We start from the raw sequence: 16,653 nt of genomic DNA on the forward strand, positions 1-16,653 counted from the left end.
ACGACCAGAATGGTTTCCCGGACCGCCATGGATCGAGCGTTGCGCTGGGCGCGCCGCCCGACCATGGCGGTTCTTCTTTTGGGGGTAGCACTGCATTTGACGGTGCGCGACCGGTACCCCGTCCTGGCCACTGTGTTTTACGGCCTGCCACTTCCCCTCCTCACACTGGGCTGGTTGGGAGTGGCTCTTGCGGGGAAACAGGGACTCATCAGCCGCGCCGTCAAACTCAGCCTGGGCGTCGCCTGCGGACTCTGGTGGCATGGCTCATCGTACCAGCAGCATGCCCCCTTGGGGTCCCGCCCCGGTCAGCGCGAGCTAAAGGTCTTGTATTGGAACCTCGCCCATCGCCGCCTGCCGCACGAGGGCGTCGCCCGTCTGCTGGCTGAACATCACCCCGACATCGCGGGGTTCGTTGAAACAGGCCGCCTTTCCGGGGACCCCAATCCGTTGGTGACCTCCCTTCCAGACGGCTACCAGATGCTGAAAACCGCCCACGGGACCGCGGTGCTGGTCCGGGGCAGAGCCCGCGTGCTGAGTGCCCACGTCCTCCCATCGAGAAGCAAATACCTCGAACTGGAGCTGACCGTGGACGGCCAGAGCTGGCAGCTTTTCATGGTGGACGGAGTCTCCTCCCCCATCCGTTCCCGGCAGGACGTGCTGGAGCAGGTGCTGGCACAGGCCCGGGACAAACCTCGAACCCTCATTGTCGGGGACTTCAACACCCCGCGGGAATCCGTCTGGCTCGCCCCGTGGCAGGAGGCCTTCCATCACGCCTTCGATGAAGCCGGCCATGGCTGGAGCGAAACCTGGCCCCGCCAGTCACCACTGCCATTGCTCAGTATCGATCACATCTGGAGTTCCAAGGACCTGCCGCCCTTGATGGCGCAAAAGCTGTGGTCATCTGAGTCCGATCATGCCGCCCTGCTAACGTTGCTCCGGGTGAATACACCGTGAGACCTCACTATTTCGGCGCTATCGGCGTCAGCACCACATTCTTGATGGCAGCCGTGGTCTGATACGTGGTGAACGAAAGAGGCTGGTAATCCTCAATCGGCCCCGGACGCACCCCGATCTTCTTGCCCGCGATATCAACATCGATCATCTTCTCATCGTTGATCCACGCCGTGAGCGACTCAGGCGTGACGCGCAGCTTGATACGGTACCACTTCTTGTCCTCCAGTTTGCGGAAGTGTCCGGTAGAGTTCTCGGAAGCATCCAGCCCATCAATGCTAGAAATGCCGGTGACACTGCCACTCCACCCGCCGACGACCAGCGTGGCGCAGGTCTTCAGGCTTCCGACGGGAAACGTGAGGCCGCAGAAGAAATCGATCCCCTCCACACGTTGGGCCTCCAGGGTGATCTCATAATTGGTCAGCGGGAGATCTTTGGTCTTCTGATAGATGGTACCGGTGATGGATTCCCCAGAGCCAATGATCATCTGTCCGTCTTTGACCGTGATCTCACCACTGCCCCCCGCATCATAGGCCTTCCAGCTGTCCAGGTTCTTTCCGTCGAAGAGCACCACGCCCTTGCTGGTCGCCGGTGCCGTACTGGCCACCGGGGCGGGCTCAGCCTTCCCGGTCATGGGTGTGAGCAGGGCAACGACGGAGAGAATTGGGGCAAGCAGGACCTTCATGGGCGGACGAAAACGGTGGAGAGTAGCGGGGTTGTGTGCTACGAAACAATCGCCATGAGTCTTCCGAGTCAACTCCCCAAATTCGTCATCCTGGCCTTCGCAGGGCTGTCCGCCCTGGGTCTCTCCAGTTGCAAAACCCTTCAAGTAGCCAAGCAGGACGACTATGACTCACCGGCCTACCGGCCGCAGAGCCTGTCCAATGTACGGGTCAAAGTAAGCCTGAACAAGCAGATGGTCTATGTGATGGAGGGGGACAAGCCGCTCCTGGTCACCGCGACCTGTGTCGGCACTCCGAGCAACCCAACCCCGAAGGGAAACTTCACGGTCTATAAGAAGATCGAGAAGAAGCGCTCCATGAGCTACGGATTTGCCGTGCAGGGGAACGCCATCACCCCCGTGAAAGCCACCAGCATGCGTGGCGGACGTTACGTCGGCTACCCCATGCCCTATTGGGTGGAGTTCTCCCCGGCCTACGGCTTCCACCAGGGGTATGTGTGGAATGTGCCCCGTTCCCACGGCTGCCTGCGCCTGCACAAGAATGTGGCCCCCAAATTCTTCGCCCTCACCCGCCTGGGTACCCCGGTGAACATTGCCAACAGCCAGCCGGAAGACAGCACGCTTGGAGCCAGCGCCACCCGCCCCGGGCCGGAACATTACCTTGCGCCGGACCCGCCGAACAGCGTACTAATCACTGAGGCCGCCTTCAAGGCCCCTGACAAACCCCTCTTTGCCAACTGATCCGGCCTTGAGTTCCGTTTTCTGACTCCGATTCATGTCTGCCGCCTCCACCCCTGTGTCCGCTCCAGCCCCTGCCGCCAAGTCCCGCCGCGTCAATGTCCGCACCCCGGAGGTGATGGAGCGGGTCCAAGCAGAGGTGGAAACGCACTACCGCAGTGTCCTGGTGGAAAACCTGCGGAAAGCTGGCGGATTCATGACGGTGGGCAACACCACCATCCGTCTGGCGCGGGATTTCGGGTTCTGCTACGGGGTGGAACGGGCCATCGATCTCGCGTATGCCGCCCGGCGGGTGTTCGCCGACCGGCGGGTTTTTCTCCTGGGGGAGATCATTCACAATCCCGAGGTCAATCGGCAGCTCACGGAAATGGGGATTGTCAGCATCCCCATCAGCCAGCACCTCGAGGCCGTTTCCAAGCTCGGGCCAGAGGATGTCGTCATCGTGCCCGCGTTTGGCGCGGAGACCCAGTTGATGAACATCATCAGCGAACGTGGCTGCCTGGTGGTGGATACCACCTGCGGCGACGTTATGAGCGTCTGGAAGCGCGTGCGAGGCTACGCCAAGCAAGGCTTCACCTCCATCATTCATGGTAAGGCCTCTCATGAGGAAACCCGGGCCACCTCATCAAGAGCCCAGGGGGATGATGGGAAGGGAAATTTCGTGGTGGTGCTCACTCTGGGCGACGTGGATTATGTCTGCGACTACATCCGCCACGGCGGCAACCGTGAGGAATTCCTGAAGCGGTTTGAAGGAGCGATGTCGCCGGGCTTCGATCCTGACCAACATCTCAAGCGAGTCGGTGTGGCCAACCAGACGACCATGCTGAAGTCGGAGACTGAGGAACTTCAACGCAGGGTGCAGCAAGCCGTGATTGACCGGGACGGCCCGGAACCGGCACAGCAGAACTTCCAGGTCTTTGACACCATCTGCGGAGCCACCCAGGAGCGCCAGGACTCCCTGTTTGAGATGCTCCGCAAGCCACTCGACATCCTGCTGGTGGTGGGAGGCTACAACAGCTCCAACACGACTCACCTCGTGGAAATCGGTGAAAAAGAGCTCCCCACCTTCTTCATCCGCACGGCCGAGCTGCTGAAGAGCTTCACCGAGATCGTGCACTTCGATCTTCACCTGAAGGCGGAAAAGACCAGCTACTCCGAGAAGCTGGCGAGCAAAGAACCCATCGTGGTCGGCATCACCGCCGGAGCCTCCTGCCCCAACAATCTGATCGAGGACACGATCCTGCGGGTGTTTGAACTTCGGGACGTGGCCCCCGATCTGGTAAAGCAGGAAGCCGCCCGTGCCGCCGAGGCACAACAGCGGCCAGAGTGATTTGAGGTCTCAGGCAGAAGCGCAAAAAAACATTTGCGTCCTGCACCACCTCATTGTATCAAGCAGGCCGCTTCCAAAAAGAGGAAGCACCGTTTGCGCGGTTAGCTCAGTGGTAGAGCACCTCCCTGACACGGAGGGGGTCACAGGTTCGAACCCTGTATCGCGCACCATTCTTAGCCTCCTTGGCAAGATGTTTTTGTGGCCGACATCGACATGTGTGGCAGCGCTGTTTTCTTGAGCAAAGGGTACTCTAGTCCGACGAGGCATCATCTTTCATTCGCACATCAGCGGTGCCCTGGTTCACCGACCACTCGACGGGAGAGGTAAGAAAAATCTTGGATCGAGTGTCCAGCCAACTGGGAACGATTCGTCATGGGGCTGAAGCCTGCTGACCGGGAATTTCCCGCCAGCCCAACGAAACAGGAGAAAAGACCATGAGTACCAACACCATCGAAAGCCCCTCCCCCCAGCCTCAAACCGCTGTCGAATCGCCCCTATCCAGCCATGAGATCGTCTCTCGCGCCGAGTGGATCGAAGCCCGCAAGGCGTTGATCAAGAAGGAAAAAGCTGCCGCGCAGGTGCAGGATGAACTGGCAGAGGAACGCCGCAAACTCCCGTGGGTGAAAGTGGAGAAGAACTATGTCTTTGACACCCCAACAGGAAAAAAATCATTGGCCGACCTCTTCGCCGGCAACAGCCAGCTCATTGTGTACCACTTCATGTTTGGTCCGGGCTGGAAGGAAGGCTGTCCGGGCTGCTCCTTTATGGTGGACCACTTCGATGGACCACACATCCATCTCTTCCATCATGACGTGACCCTCATCGCCGTGTCGCGTGCAACGCTGCCTGAGCTGGAGGAATACAAAACCCGCATGGGCTGGAAGTTTCCCTGGGTGTCCGCACATGATACGGATTTCAATCAGGACTATCACGTCTCCGCCACCGAGGGGGACAAGGCGCGAGGAAAAATGGAGTACAACTTCGAGGAAACAGACCTGGAGATCGACGAACTGCCCGGCGTGAGCGTCTTCTACAAGGACGATCACGGCAACGTCTTCCACACCTATTCAGACTACGCCCGCACCACGGAGTCACTGCTGGGAGCGTACCACTTCCTCGATATCACGCCAAAAGGCAGCAACGAAAACGGGCCCAACTTCAATCTGGGGGACTGGGTCAAGCGGCGCGATGAATACTCCGCGCCAACCTCAGGGACGCCAGCCTGCTGTAGCAATCCCCCGACGGACCGGTGATGCCCTCAGAGAAGGATCAAGCAGAGAGCCCAGTCATAATTTCCTTGAACGAAGGGCGCAGGGCCACGGCGGGCTGACCACAGGCTTCTCGAAGCCGGGTCAACCTGCCCGTCAATGGGTTGCCACGATCTGGTTCAGGAATCAACCTCACCAGTTCCTCCAGCAGGCAGCCAAATGCCCCCACCTCCAGCCGTTCCAGCGCCACTGCCAAATCCTCTTCGTCACGGTCATAGTACGCAGCTGCGCCAAAGTCCCCCAACAGGCATTCGCCACTGGGCTTATGGAGAATGTTATGGGCATACAGGTCCCCGTGCAGTATCCACTGCTCGTGCAATTGGGCGGCGGCGGAAGCAATGGCAAGGACCATCCGGAAAGCCGCCTCGGGTGCCAGGGTCTGTCCGGGCGCGTACACATCACGGGTGCAAGTCTCAAAACTCGGCGGCCCAGCCAGCACGGTGTAACCGGGATTGATAAGCTCCATCACCAGACCTTGAGCCCCTTCAGGATGAGAGGAGACCCTCCCCAGCACCTTGGTGAGGTGGGGATGATCTCCCACGCCAAGGCTTGCCGCCATCTCACTGGCGGGCAGGCCGTCCGAAGTAATCGCATTCTTGAACACCTTTACGGCGACCAGTCCCGGCGGCGGTGCCGAAATCCAGCGTGCGCGATGGATGATCCCCGATGCTCCCTCCCCCAGCTTCTCCTGAAGTTCCAGTTCATCCCAAGGAATGCACGGGTCATGAGCCTGATCTACTGAAGGAACACCCCCTGTCATCGGATTTCCCGCGAGAGCCAGCCAGTAAAGCCGCGGCAGCTTCAACAGCCACCCAGGGAGAGTTTCAAACTGGTTGGCAGCCAGACGCAAGAGCTCGAGGTTTTCACACGCCGCCATCTCCTCTGGCAGGGAGTGGAGGAGATTCCCAGAAAGCATCAGCTTCTGCAAACGCCCACATTTCCCCAGCGCAACAGGCAGCTCACGGAGCCGGTTCTCTGTGAGAATGAGCCACTGCAGATTCTGGGGCAATGCCCCTTCCTCGATCTCCTCGATCTGGTTCGCGCGAAAGCCCACCATGGTCAGGCTTGGGCAGGTGCCCAGCACCGCCGGCAACCGGGTGAACTCATTGTTGGAGCAGAAGAGGATGCGTAGCTTCTTCAGGCGTCCTAAATCATCCGGCAGGGAGGAAAGCCGGTTGTTCGAAAGGTTCAGCACCTCCAGCGTGTCCGCGTGATCGAACACCTCCCGAGGAAACTCGGTGAGTCCCGAGGCAAGATCAATGCGCTTCGCGGGTGGGGCAACGGAACTGGCAGTATCCTTTACAGACATTGGAGAGGCGTGGGAACGCCCTTCCTACGCCAAGACCCCGGCCAGCGCAATGCGACAACCGCACTCCCTAGATGCCCACTTCCCAACCCTTGCGATACTTGCGCCCCAGATACTTTTCGGCCTCCGGATTCCCGGTGATCTTTTTCGTCTTGGGGTCGAAGTGCACCATGCTGCCCGTGCGATAGGCGATGTTGCCCAGGTGGCAAAGCAGGGTGCTCTTCTGCCCTTCATCGATGGGCGAATTGAGCTTCTCGTTGCCACGGATGGCTTCAAGGAAATTGCCAATGTGTTCCACGTCGCCCCCTTTGCCCTTGCCCTTGGCAATCTCTGTGCCCTTCAGGTCGTAGAACGTGTAAGCGGCCCCTGCGGTGTGCAGGGAGCCCCCTTCGGCGTAGAAGACGCACTCTCCTGTCTTCTCCACGGGGCGGGGATGGCAGCTGCTCTGCTCCCAGCTCATGCCCACCCCACCAAAGTCATACACGGCTGATCCGGTGTCCGGGGTTTCCTGCTTGTCATTGTACCAGTAACGCCCGCCGTTGTAGGTGACGCGCAGGGGATAGTCCACCTGCAGCCCCCACCGGAGGACGTCCAGGTGATGGATGCCGTTATTTCCCAGTTCCCCGTTGCCCCAGTGCCACAGCCAGTGCCAGTCATAGTGCACATACGGCTCCATGTTCCGCTCGGCCGCCATCGGCCCCTGCCAGAGATCCATGTCAATCTCAGGTGACGCCGGATTGGCCTTCTGTCCGATCGCCTTGCGATTGGCATTGTAGAAGGCACGCGCATAGTGCACCCTGCCAATCTTTCCCTCATGAAGCAGGGCGATGGGCTCTTTGAGCCAGGTGCGGCGCTGGTTGCCCATTTGAACCACCCGGTCATACTTCTTCGCCGCCTCCACGATGAGTTCAGCCTCCTGCATGTTCTGGCTGCCGGGTTTTTCCACGTACACGTGCTTGCCCGCCTTCATGGCCAGTACGGCGGCGGGCGTGTGCCAGAAGTTGGGGGTGGCGATGAAGACGGCATCCAGTTCCTTGTCATCGAGGAAGGTGCGGAAGTCCTTCACCCCCACGCAGGAGACCTGCTGTTTCTCGGCCACCACCTTCAGCCCCCGGTCGAGTCGGACTGGATCCACCTCAGCCAGGTACTTGATCTCCACATTGGGGATCTGCAGAAGCGCCTGCACATGTCCCATGCCGCGCCCCAGGGCGACCACGGCCACCTTGAGCTTTCGCACATCCCGCTCCTCCTGTGCATGGACTGCGGAGATGGCGAGACCGGCCCCGAGGGCGGTCGTGTGTTTGAGAAGGGAGCGTCGGTTCATAGGAAATAAACTGAGAACAGATTTGCCGGCTGCTTCCGTTTTCACGACCCGGAAAAATGAGCCCTGGGAGGCAATCAGCCGTTCCAGACAAACTCAATGGGTGCCTGCACGTCGGGATGAAGGCTGCGATGCACCGGACAGCCCCGGGCTGCGCCTTCAAGCAGTTCCCGGTCTGCGTGATCCTGCGGCAGAGGAATGGTGACAACCACGGGCAGGCGCTCGATGCGACGCGGGGGAGCCGAGGTCATGTGCTTCTCTACATGCACGGTCATTTGTGGCAGATCATACCCCTTGCGGTTGGCGACGATGGCCATGGTGGTGGCAATGCACGTCGCGAGAGCCGTGGCTACGAGATCAGTGGGGGAAAAAGCCTCCCCCTTGCCCATATTATCCTTCGGAGCGTCCGTCGTCAGCACCACGCCGGAGGGACCATGTTGGGCACGGCATCGCAAGCCGCCATCGTACGTCACATTTACTTCAACCATAGGGCTCTTACGCAAGAGCCGGACACGGATCTTTCAAGAGGCATCTACAGGATTCATCTGGACTTCAGACAGCGCCTCATTCGGCACCGTCGAATCCGATTTGGACGGACGGACTGTTGCCACCTTCACGGAGAGCACAGGCAGGCCCAAGGCCCGCGAGTCGCCCGCAGCCACGTGGGGCAGACAGGCCCAGGAAAGCTCCGCACGACGCCCGCTTTGGTCAGCCACCGCAGACAGGGCGATCGAGAGCGTTAATATCCCCTGTTTGCCTTTCACACACGACTGCGGGAGGGGCTCCCCGTCCACACTAAACTGAAGGTGCTTGCTGAGATCTGAACTCCAGGCACGCAGCCTGCCCACATCTATCCAGACCTTGAAGAAGAGCCCTTCGGGAAACGTGAGCCAAACCGTTGCCTCGGGTCGGGACCAGCGCAGCAGCCGATTCCCATAGGGCTCCAGGGGATAAAAGCCTCTCAGGTCCTCACCCTTAAACTGGCCCACACTTCCAACTTCACGGTGCTGGAGCAGCCTCGGCACCTGACGCATGTACCAGGGGAGCCAGTGTCGAAACCAATAGGCGGCCCGCGCCCGGTGGTGCGAGGTGAACTGCCCCGGCAGAAGGTTGTTGACGTGGCGGAAGTACACTGGAAACCCCCTCAACTGACGCCACATGCCCTGCCCACGGGAGCAACGCAGGTGATGACTGAAGTCCAGCGGCATCCTGTGCAGCGGAGAAGGGAGGCGCTTTCCCAGCAGTCGGGATTCCCATCGTTCCTGAAAAGTTGGCCTCAGATCCCCCAGCCATCGGGATGCCTCTGCCGGAATCTTTACCTCCAGATGCTTCTGCAAATAGTCCAGAGTGCCCTGCACCCCCTGAACCGTGCCCACCGCGGGTGCATGCTCCGCCACCCGCCGCCAGTCAATCTTGCCCCCCGCCTGTTGCACGAGGAAATAAGCATCGGCAATCCAGCGCACCGGCGAGACAGCCTTGTACTGAGGACCATGCGCGCAGGTGTGAAGGAACTGGTCGGTGGCGCAGGGCACCCCGGCGGGCTCGCCATGCAGTTCCAGGAGCTGTCTGCCCTCCCACAGGGTGCGGTCAAAATCTCTTCCCGCAGGCAGGTGACAGAGGCGCCAGTGGAGATCAATCGTGGCCTCTGCCGCATCCCGGAACGAACAAGCGTGGATGCTTGCAGGAAGTTCCCGCGGAGCGTGAACCTGCGACTGCCAGCCCAATCCTTCCAAGATGTCCATCGCCTGCCCCACACGAGAGAGCGGCACCAAAAGATCGAAATCATCCATGGGGCGCACGCCGTGATCACGATAGACTGTGAGAGTCAACCCTGCTCCTTTGAGCAACATACAGGGAATCCCTTCTGCGGCCAGGGCCTTCAGCACTGTGCCTTTGCGGCCTAGCACGATCTGATTTTTCGTCCAGAAATTGCGATAGATCCCCCTCAACCTGGGCAGCAGAGGGTCTGCAGGATCCACCCCCACCCGCACGAGATTCCGGTAAAGCAGGCCCAGGAGCCGGAAAGTCCCGGCCTCCAGATGGTTGATGTCATTTTCCGCCTTCCAACGGTCCCAGGCCGGCAAGGCCTCATTCGCATCCAGAATCGCAGCCCGCAGCAGCAGTGTTTGCCCCGGCGTGGGCCAGCAGCCTCCGGTCAAAAGCACGGCGGTGACAGCAGGGGGGGCTGAGATGGGCATGAGATCAGGACGGTGCGGCAGATTCCCACACTTCGCATGACTGCGGCACGAATCATGCAAACATTTCATTCCTGGACAAAAATTCGGGCTGGAATTCTGCATCCATTGGTGAAGCCTGCGTTCCTCCTTCCGTTTGAACCCCATGTCTCCCCGCTACCGCCTCAACGAGCCCGATGTCAGTGCCGAAGTCTTCGACGAAGAAGTTCTCGCCATCAATCTAAAGACTGGGCACTACCACAGCCTGAGGGAGTCTTCCATTTTCCTCTGGCAGACTTTGATGCAGGGCTTTTCCATTGAGGAGACCGCCTCCCGCTTGACCTCCAAGTATCCCGAAATCGCGGCGCAAGCCCTGGCGGAGACGGAGACCTTCGCAAAACATTTGGTGGAGGGAGGGCTGGTCGTTGAGGCGCCTGATGCGACAAGCTCTGCAGACGTGCCCCCTGCCGAGCCTGCTGGCAAACCTTTCGTCAGCCCGTTGATTGAGAGCTACACAGACATGCAGGATTTGCTCCTCATCGATCCGATCCATGAAGTGGACGTGCAAACCGGCTGGCCTCAAAAACCGGCTTCCTGACCCCGGGCATGGCAGCGACACATTCCCCGGTCGAACCTTCGGAGATTCGAACGAGACTGGACACCTATTTTGAAGCGCTGCTCGCCGCCTACGAGGAGGCGACCAGGAGATCCCCTGCCCATTCCTACACCCGCGCTCTGGCCGAACGACGCCTTGTCGTGCGCACGGTCGGAAAGGCACTTCAGGAGGTGTTCACGCCTTCGCTCACTCACCTTCCCACCTTGTCCACCTGCCTTCCTGGCGGGTTGGAGGTGCTCGCGTGGGATGAGGCTGCCACTGGAGTTCCGCTCCCCGCTCCCCCGTGGCCTCCTCCTCCTGAAGGCACAGCAACCTCGGCCCCAAGACTGACCTTGCCGGCAGGGGGGGAAGACTACCGTATCCAACTCGCAGAACAGGAAGCGTTCTTCATCATGTACTCCCTGAACAAAAGGCAGGCGGTCATCTGGACGCGCGAAGCGGCCAGCCTCCCCACCTACGTTCACTCCGCCCCCTTTCCCGCACTCATCCGCTGGTGGTCCCAGCAAAACGCACTTCTCATGCTCCACGCGGGTTGCGTCGGCATCGGTTCCGGAGCTGCATTGCTCGTCGGCAAGAGTGGCTCAGGCAAATCCACCACTGCTCTTCATTGCGCCCTCTCCGGGTTTCACTACCTGAGCGATGACCTCTGTCTGGTGCGGACCCAGCCGCACCCCCATGCCTACTGCCTTTTCAACAGTGGAAAGCTCCTGCCCCATACCCTGAGCCAGTTTCCCCAGCTTACATCCCTCGCGGTGGATCCACAGCCGGGATCAGAGGGCAAGCCAGTGATCTTCATGCACCAGCATTTCCCAGACAAAGTCGCGGGGGAAATGCCTTTGAAGGCGGTGATCGCTCCCCGGGTGGCAGGCACCCCGGAAACTCGCTCCAGCGTCATTTCGCCGGCGGAGGCGCTCAGGGCATTGGCCCCCAGCACGCTGCTGCCACGCTCGCATCCAGAGCATGCCTCCTTTCACGACATGGCCCGGCTCGTGCGGCACCTGCCCTGTTATCGCCTCGAACTCGGCACCCGCATGGAGGAGATCCCCGCCGTCATCCGCCAGCTCATAGAATCCTCGGATTGATGCGCATCCTGCACTGGAACGACGGATACTACCCGCACATCGGCGGCACGGAGTTGCTCGTACGTAGTCTCTGCCATGTGCAACAGGCAGCCGGTCACCATGTCACCGTGGTGGGGCGGTCTCTTCCTGACTGCCCCGCTGAGGAGGAAATCGACAATATCCCGGTATGGCGGCGCCCGGTGCCGGAGGAGAGGCTCATTCAGCAGCCTGGCTTGTTGAGCCAGCAGGTCAAGGCATGCGCCGCTTTCAAACGCAGATTTCAGCCGGATGTCATCCATATTCATGGCTCCCACATGGCGGGCTGGCTCCATCTCCTGACGCGGGAGGCCGTATCCTGCCCCACCATCCTCTCGCTGCACGCCCCCATCCGCCTGCCGGCTCCCGTGCAGAGAAGGCTCCTCATGGGAGTCGAGGCTGTCGCAGCCGTCTCTGCCAGCATGAAACAGCAGTTCGCCCCCCTGCTGGAAGGGCGCACCGGACTGGTTCAAGTTGTTCACAACGGCCTGTCCTTTCCCGCCATCTCCCCCGCCCCCCTCCAACAGCCGTTCACCGCCCTGTGCCTGGGGCGCATCGTGCGCGAGAAAGGTTTTGACATCGCCTTGCAGGCACTCGCGAAGCTGCCACAACTCCGGCTCATCGTGGCTGGAGACGGCGCAGCCCTGCCCACCCTTCAGCAACTGGCACTTGAGCTCAACATCGCCAATCGCGTTGAATTTCGAGGCTGGGTGCATCCTCACGCTGTGCCAGGGCTCCTCAACGAAGTCAGCGCGGTGGTCATGCCCTCCCGCTGGGAGGAACCGTTTGGACTCGTTGCACTCCAGGCAGCGCAAATGGGCCGCCCTATCGTTGCCAGCCGTATCGGAGGTCTGCCTGAGATCGTCCATCACGGCGAAACCGGGCTGCTCGTTCCACCAGAAGATCCCTCCGCCCTTGCGGATGCCCTGCAATCCCTGTTTGCTGCCCCCAGCACAGCTGCCGCGATGGGGGCGGCCGCCCGGCTGCATGCGGCAGCCCGCTTCTCGATCGAGCGCTGCGCCTGTCAATACCACGAACTCTACACCCTCGCCGCAAAAACAACACCCATTGATGAAACTCCTATTCTGGACTGAGTTCTTCCCCCCCCCACATCGGCGGGATAGAGGTCCGCTCCGCAGAACTTGTGTCCGAACTTTGCCGGCAAGGGCACGATTGCATGGTGATAACGAGCCGCCTCCCTGCCACCCTTCCCGCGCAGGAGACTTTGAACGGAGCCTTGGTTCACCGCATTGAGTTCCGGCAGGCGATCGAACGCAAAAATCTTCGCGCCATGCTCGAAGTTCGTGAAAACATCCAGGCGGCAAAACTGAATTTCCAGCCTGATGCGGAAGTTGTTTTTGTTTCCGGCCCCATGGTTGCCCTCCAGCACATGGCCAACTCCCGGAACGCTGTCCCAACCATCGCCAGCCTCCAAGGAGCCCTTCAGGACTATCTGAGCCCCGGAGGATCAGTGAGGAAACAGCTCGGGGCTTGCCATGCCATCATCACTGTTTCACAATTCCTCCATCGCGCCGTATGCGGGGCCATGCCAGAGCTGGCCTCCAAGGTAGTGGCCCTTCCGAACAGCCTTCCTACACCCAGGTGCGCTCCGCAGCCACTGCCATTGGATCCCCCTGTCATTCTGGCGCTGGGGCGTCTCGTCCATGATAAGGGCTTTGACCTGGCCCTCCGTGCCATGTCCCGTCTCCGGGATGCAGGATCCAACGCCGTCATGGTCATCGCTGGAGACGGACCAGAACGTCAATCCCTGGAGGCGCTTGCGATGGAACTCCGTCTGCACGATCACGTTCGTTTCATGGGATGGGTGTCGCCAGACCGGGTACCAGAGTTGATCAACACCGCCAGCCTGCTGGTGGTCCCTTCACGCTGGGAAGAAGCTTTTGGACTGGTCAGCCTCCAGGCAGCCCAAATGGGTCGTCCTGTCGTGGGCTCCCGCATGGGAGCCACCCCTGAGATCGTGGTCCACGGTGAGACCGGCCTCCTTTTCGAAAACGAGAATGTACCCGAGTTTTCCCATGCTCTCGGCTCTCTGCTAAGCAGCCCGGAGCGCATGCGCACCATGGGAGAGCTCGCAGAGTCCCGGGCGGCAGCGGAATTCGGATTTGATCGCTACGTCGAGCGCTACCTGCAGGTCTTCGCCAGCCTCACACGCTGACCCAGGTTTCAGCTCTGCGGTTCGCGGGAAGCAGCCGCACGCTGTCTTTCCATGTGCTGCCGGATGAGGTGCATATAGCCGGGAGCAAGTGTGGGCATCGTCAGCACTGAGTTGGCACCATGAACCCGACGGAGAACTACCAACTCCTGAAAGGTGGCAAACTCCAGCCCCTGGTCGCGGGCCAGGGAGACCCATGCCACCAGCTCCGCAATGGAAGTGCCTTCATCAAAAAAGCCCACCTTCTCGAAGGAGTTCCTGCGCAAGAGCAGCCCCCCGGCACCCCAGCATTGAAATGCCCTCTCCACCAGAGACGCTGGACAGGCGAGCGCCTCGTCCATTGCACTGTCCGGAACATTGACAATTCTCGCGCTGGCCCCTGCTGCCTCAGGATGGGCTTCAAGCCCTCCCACCAGAATCTCCAGGGCACCAGGCAGCCAGATGTCGTCGCTGTCGAGGAAACACACCACCTCTCCCACCGCCAGCTTCAGCCCGGTATTGCGGGCCGCAGCCGCCCCTCCCCGCACATCCAGCCGTACATACCGAATTTTGTCACCAAAACCGCGAGCCACCTCCACAGTGTTGTCGTCAGACGCATCGTCCACAACAATGACCTCCATCGCAGGCAGGCTTTGCCCCAGGATACTCTTCACAGCATCCGCGAGAAACCGCCCGTAGTTCCGGGTTGGGACAATGACCGAAACGTTCATGGAGCGGCTCAGGGACGACATACTGTCCTCATCCTTCTGCCAGAATCCTGGCGTGTGCCAGCAAATTTACCGGGGCCCGGCCTGCTGGGGTGGGGGCGCGAGCTTGTCCGCATCGGGGCGATCCAACGGGAGCTTGAAGTGGACGGTGAAATAACTGCCCAACGCATCGCTCACAGCACGGGAGAATTCCACCCGTTTGACCGCAGTGTCCCGATACTCCCCCGGCATCTCCATCTGGATCGCATCCAGCCCCACCCCGTCGCGCGAGCCATGCGTTTCCGTGCTGTATCCACCGTTGAAGTAGAGATCATCCGGCTCCAGCTGGCTGGAAGGCGATGGCACACACGAGAAACCGCGCTGCTCCAGCAGAGCCCCAAAACTCGTGGAGCCCCGGATCAATGCCGCAAAGCTCAAATCGGTACGCCCAGCGAGCAGCCGGATGCTGCTGCGGGTCGCCACGTCTGGCGCGTTGAGCTGTTGATCGTTCTGCTGCAACTCCCGCGACTTCAGCAGATAGCCCAGCTCAATCCGGGCCTTGGGATGCGCATGCCCGTGAATGTCGAGGAAAATACCTTTGCCGTACTGACTCACTACGGCCGACTCAGCGTTACGCAGGAAGCCATGATACTCCTCCCAGGCCACCTGCCCTTTGGAGTTGCCTTGTGCGGCCTCACGCACCTCGCGATTGCAGTCCAGCTTCACTCTCGCCAGCTGGCACACCACCAGATGCGGAGCCCGGCCAAATTGTTTGAGCATGGCCGCCCGCATCTCCACCGCGAGCTCCAGGGTGCCCGTGTCCCGCAACAACTTGCCGTAAGGCCGGTTGGGAATGTCCTTGGGGAGCAGTCGCCCCCCATGCGGAGCCGCCAGGACGACGGGCAGTTCCCCCGGCCAGTATTGAATGTAACCCGTGGTGCCGACCTGCGGATTTTCAGGCAGAGGGCTGTCTGCCCGGACTGGCACGGTGCTCCAGAGCAGGGTTCCCAGCAGAGCAAGAAAAACCCCTGCTGGAATGGGTAGGCCAGCAGGGGTTGGGCTCATCGTCGATGAAGAAGTTCGCAGTGCAACAGCGGAGAGGAACAGTGAAGCCTAGTCCGTGTCCCGCTTGTCAGCGGTCGGATCAGTCTCTGATTTTTCCTCCGGCTTGGATTCATCAGGCGAAGGATCAGGGGAGTTCACCGAGTCGTCCGGCTTAGGAGCAAAGTCGTTTGCCGTCGAGGACTCAGTAATGACGCTGCTGGCTAGGGCAGGCGTGGCTACTGTCGCCGCAGCAGCCTGCTTTTCCTTCCGCTTGCCTTCATCGTCTTCCTCTTCCTCATCATCGGAGTCGCCGGTGTTCCAGGGATTGTAGTTCTCATTGTCCCAGTCATCCGCCACTTCCACGGCCTTGGACTCCTCATCCTGTTCCTTGTAGTACTCGGGATAGAGCTGGCGGTCCTTCTTCTCCATGTAGTAGGCCAGCCAGATGCAAACCTCGTACAGAACGTACATGGGCACTGCAAGCAGCGCCAGAGTCAGAGCATCTTGAGTGGGCGTAATGACCGCCGCAACTACGCAGATGATGATGGCAGCCCAGGCACGGGAGGTCTTCATCACCTTGTAGTTGAGCACGTCCATTTTCACCAGGGCCATCACGACCACCGGCAGCTCAAAGCAGGCTCCGAAAATCAGGACGAACTGGCAGACAAACTTGACGTATTCCACACGCTCCCAGATCAGCTTGTCAGGAGAGGCCGCGCCTCCCTGGCTGGCACTGAGCTGATCCATGCTCACACTGAATTCATAGAAGAACAGCAGGGCACGGGGGCTCACCACATAGTACGCAAAGACCACTCCGAGCAAAAACAGTCCGCCACCGACACCAATCGCGGGGAAGATCACTTTCTTCTCTGTGGTTCGCAGCCCAGGAAGGATGAACTGGAGCAGAAAGTACAACAACAAGGGGAAGGCCAGAATCACCCCTGCCACGAGTGATATGTTCATCACCGTCATAAAGCCTCCGGTGACTTTCAGGTTCTGCAGGCTGATCTTGTCCCGAATACCCGCCATCACCAGCGGATGCTCGATGATCTGCAGCAGGTACTCATAAAAGAAGAACGTCCCCAGGGTCACCACCAGCAGGGTGACGACCATGTTGACGATCATCTTCCGGAGATCATCCAGGTGATCCAGAAACGGCTTTTCTTCATCGGCACCGCCGAGATCCACTGCGACTTTTTCACGCAGGGTAACGACTTTTTTGAAGATCCAGTTGAACATGGGTGGGAATTCGCGGGAATGAGAAAAC

16 protein-coding genes and 1 tRNA gene are annotated in these 16,653 nt (G+C 60.1%); 9 read left to right on the forward strand and 8 right to left on the reverse strand.

Going from position 1 to position 16,653, the window contains the following annotated elements; all coding sequences use genetic code 11:
• The first annotated feature begins 9 nt into the window (after nt 1–9).
• Nucleotides 10–954: an endonuclease/exonuclease/phosphatase family protein gene (locus VSP_RS25080; RefSeq protein WP_081452704.1), complete on the forward strand. Its 945-nt coding sequence runs from the start codon at nt 10–12 to the stop codon at nt 952–954.
• Nucleotides 955–961: 7 nt separating this feature from the next.
• Here VSP_RS25080 and VSP_RS37335 read toward each other — a convergent pair whose 3' ends face one another.
• Nucleotides 962–1,636: a 3-keto-disaccharide hydrolase gene (locus tag VSP_RS37335; RefSeq protein ID WP_009964153.1), complete on the reverse strand. Its 675-nt coding sequence runs from the start codon at nt 1,634–1,636 to the stop codon at nt 962–964.
• A gap of 54 nt (nt 1,637–1,690) precedes the next feature.
• On the opposite strand from VSP_RS37335, the gene VSP_RS25090 reads away from it, so the two are divergent.
• The 4 genes from VSP_RS25090 (at nt 1,691) to VSP_RS25105 (ending at nt 4,954) form a co-directional block, all read left to right on the forward strand.
• Nucleotides 1,691–2,374, forward strand: a complete 684-nt coding sequence (locus VSP_RS25090) for a L,D-transpeptidase (RefSeq protein ID WP_009964154.1) — start codon at nt 1,691–1,693, stop codon at nt 2,372–2,374.
• A gap of 34 nt (nt 2,375–2,408) precedes the next feature.
• Nucleotides 2,409–3,701, forward strand: coding sequence for a 4-hydroxy-3-methylbut-2-enyl diphosphate reductase (locus VSP_RS25095; RefSeq protein ID WP_009964155.1), 1,293 nt, complete (start codon nt 2,409–2,411; stop codon nt 3,699–3,701).
• Nucleotides 3,702–3,796: 95 nt separating this feature from the next.
• Nucleotides 3,797–3,871, forward strand: a tRNA-Val gene (locus VSP_RS25100).
• A 264-nt stretch (nt 3,872–4,135) separates the two neighbouring features.
• Nucleotides 4,136–4,954 (forward strand): DUF899 domain-containing protein, encoded by an 819-nt coding sequence (locus VSP_RS25105; RefSeq protein ID WP_009964156.1) that lies wholly within the window; start codon nt 4,136–4,138, stop codon nt 4,952–4,954.
• Between the two features lie 16 nt (nt 4,955–4,970).
• On the opposite strand, the gene VSP_RS25110 is transcribed toward VSP_RS25105, so the two are convergent.
• The 4 genes from VSP_RS25110 to VSP_RS25125 form a co-directional block, all read right to left on the reverse strand.
• On the reverse strand, nt 4,971–6,278 hold the full coding sequence (locus VSP_RS25110) for a leucine-rich repeat-containing protein kinase family protein (protein ID WP_009964157.1): 1,308 nt from the start codon (nt 6,276–6,278) through the stop codon (nt 4,971–4,973).
• Nucleotides 6,279–6,345: 67 nt separating this feature from the next.
• Nucleotides 6,346–7,599, reverse strand: coding sequence for a Gfo/Idh/MocA family protein (locus VSP_RS25115; RefSeq protein ID WP_009964158.1), 1,254 nt, complete (start codon nt 7,597–7,599; stop codon nt 6,346–6,348).
• 74 nt (nt 7,600–7,673) lie between these two features.
• A complete protein-coding gene (locus VSP_RS25120; RefSeq protein WP_009964159.1) occupies nt 7,674–8,084 on the reverse strand; it encodes an OsmC family protein in 411 nt (136 codons plus the stop codon).
• A gap of 33 nt (nt 8,085–8,117) precedes the next feature.
• Nucleotides 8,118–9,794 carry a nucleotidyltransferase domain-containing protein gene (locus VSP_RS25125; protein ID WP_029190745.1) on the reverse strand — a complete coding sequence of 559 codons (1,677 nt, stop codon included), beginning with the start codon at nt 9,792–9,794 and terminating at the stop codon, nt 8,118–8,120.
• Between the two features lie 142 nt (nt 9,795–9,936).
• On the opposite strand from VSP_RS25125, the gene VSP_RS25130 reads away from it, so the two are divergent.
• The 4 genes from VSP_RS25130 to VSP_RS40015 are packed head-to-tail and all read left to right on the forward strand — an operon-like array spanning nt 9,937 to nt 13,659.
• Nucleotides 9,937–10,368 carry a PqqD family protein gene (locus VSP_RS25130; protein WP_009964162.1) on the forward strand — a complete coding sequence of 144 codons (432 nt, stop codon included), beginning with the start codon at nt 9,937–9,939 and terminating at the stop codon, nt 10,366–10,368.
• Nucleotides 10,369–10,376: 8 nt separating this feature from the next.
• Nucleotides 10,377–11,468 (forward strand): hypothetical protein, encoded by a 1,092-nt coding sequence (locus VSP_RS25135; RefSeq protein WP_009964164.1) that lies wholly within the window; start codon nt 10,377–10,379, stop codon nt 11,466–11,468.
• A complete protein-coding gene (locus VSP_RS40010) occupies nt 11,468–12,577 on the forward strand; it encodes a glycosyltransferase family 4 protein (RefSeq protein ID WP_009964165.1) in 1,110 nt (369 codons plus the stop codon). Before VSP_RS25135 ends, VSP_RS40010 begins: the two co-directional genes overlap by 1 nt.
• Nucleotides 12,578–12,603: 26 nt before the next feature.
• Nucleotides 12,604–13,659 (forward strand): glycosyltransferase family 4 protein, encoded by a 1,056-nt coding sequence (locus tag VSP_RS40015; RefSeq protein WP_256199082.1) that lies wholly within the window; start codon nt 12,604–12,606, stop codon nt 13,657–13,659.
• 8 nt (nt 13,660–13,667) lie between these two features.
• Here VSP_RS40015 and VSP_RS25150 read toward each other — a convergent pair whose 3' ends face one another.
• The 3 genes from VSP_RS25150 to tatC form a co-directional block, all read right to left on the reverse strand.
• Nucleotides 13,668–14,366, reverse strand: a complete 699-nt coding sequence (locus tag VSP_RS25150) for a glycosyltransferase family 2 protein (protein WP_157211047.1) — start codon at nt 14,364–14,366, stop codon at nt 13,668–13,670.
• A 66-nt stretch (nt 14,367–14,432) separates the two neighbouring features.
• Nucleotides 14,433–15,407 (reverse strand): N-formylglutamate amidohydrolase, encoded by a 975-nt coding sequence (locus tag VSP_RS25155; protein ID WP_009964168.1) that lies wholly within the window; start codon nt 15,405–15,407, stop codon nt 14,433–14,435.
• Between the two features lie 48 nt (nt 15,408–15,455).
• Entirely contained in the window at nt 15,456–16,625 is a 1,170-nt protein-coding gene (gene tatC, locus VSP_RS25160) for a twin-arginine translocase subunit TatC (RefSeq protein WP_009964169.1), read from the reverse strand.
• Nucleotides 16,626–16,653 lie beyond the last annotated feature (28 nt).

It is taken from the genome of Verrucomicrobium spinosum DSM 4136 = JCM 18804 (assembly GCF_000172155.1).
In the GTDB taxonomy this organism is placed as follows: domain Bacteria; phylum Verrucomicrobiota; class Verrucomicrobiia; order Verrucomicrobiales; family Verrucomicrobiaceae; genus Verrucomicrobium; species Verrucomicrobium spinosum.

What these genes read in the sequence shown, in the direction of transcription:
- VSP_RS25115 (WP_009964158.1), bottom strand. Translation starts at nt 7,599, where the DNA reads ATGAACCGACGCTCCCTTCTCAAACACACGACCGCCCTCGGGGCCGGT.
- VSP_RS25130 (WP_009964162.1), top strand. Translation starts at nt 9,937, where the DNA reads ATGTCTCCCCGCTACCGCCTCAACGAGCCCGATGTCAGTGCCGAAGTC.
- VSP_RS40010 (WP_009964165.1), top strand. Translation starts at nt 11,468, where the DNA reads ATGCGCATCCTGCACTGGAACGACGGATACTACCCGCACATCGGCGGC.
- VSP_RS25090 (WP_009964154.1), top strand. Translation starts at nt 1,691, where the DNA reads ATGAGTCTTCCGAGTCAACTCCCCAAATTCGTCATCCTGGCCTTCGCA.
- VSP_RS25080 (WP_081452704.1), top strand. Translation starts at nt 10, where the DNA reads ATGGTTTCCCGGACCGCCATGGATCGAGCGTTGCGCTGGGCGCGCCGC.
- VSP_RS25110 (WP_009964157.1), bottom strand. Translation starts at nt 6,278, where the DNA reads ATGTCTGTAAAGGATACTGCCAGTTCCGTTGCCCCACCCGCGAAGCGC.
- VSP_RS25120 (WP_009964159.1), bottom strand. Translation starts at nt 8,084, where the DNA reads ATGGTTGAAGTAAATGTGACGTACGATGGCGGCTTGCGATGCCGTGCC.
- VSP_RS25155 (WP_009964168.1), bottom strand. Translation starts at nt 15,407, where the DNA reads ATGAGCCCAACCCCTGCTGGCCTACCCATTCCAGCAGGGGTTTTTCTT.
- tatC (WP_009964169.1), bottom strand. Translation starts at nt 16,625, where the DNA reads ATGTTCAACTGGATCTTCAAAAAAGTCGTTACCCTGCGTGAAAAAGTC.
- VSP_RS37335 (WP_009964153.1), bottom strand. Translation starts at nt 1,636, where the DNA reads ATGAAGGTCCTGCTTGCCCCAATTCTCTCCGTCGTTGCCCTGCTCACA.
- VSP_RS25095 (WP_009964155.1), top strand. Translation starts at nt 2,409, where the DNA reads ATGTCTGCCGCCTCCACCCCTGTGTCCGCTCCAGCCCCTGCCGCCAAG.
- VSP_RS25105 (WP_009964156.1), top strand. Translation starts at nt 4,136, where the DNA reads ATGAGTACCAACACCATCGAAAGCCCCTCCCCCCAGCCTCAAACCGCT.
- VSP_RS25150 (WP_157211047.1), bottom strand. Translation starts at nt 14,366, where the DNA reads ATGAACGTTTCGGTCATTGTCCCAACCCGGAACTACGGGCGGTTTCTC.
- VSP_RS25125 (WP_029190745.1), bottom strand. Translation starts at nt 9,794, where the DNA reads ATGCCCATCTCAGCCCCCCCTGCTGTCACCGCCGTGCTTTTGACCGGA.
- VSP_RS25135 (WP_009964164.1), top strand. Translation starts at nt 10,377, where the DNA reads ATGGCAGCGACACATTCCCCGGTCGAACCTTCGGAGATTCGAACGAGA.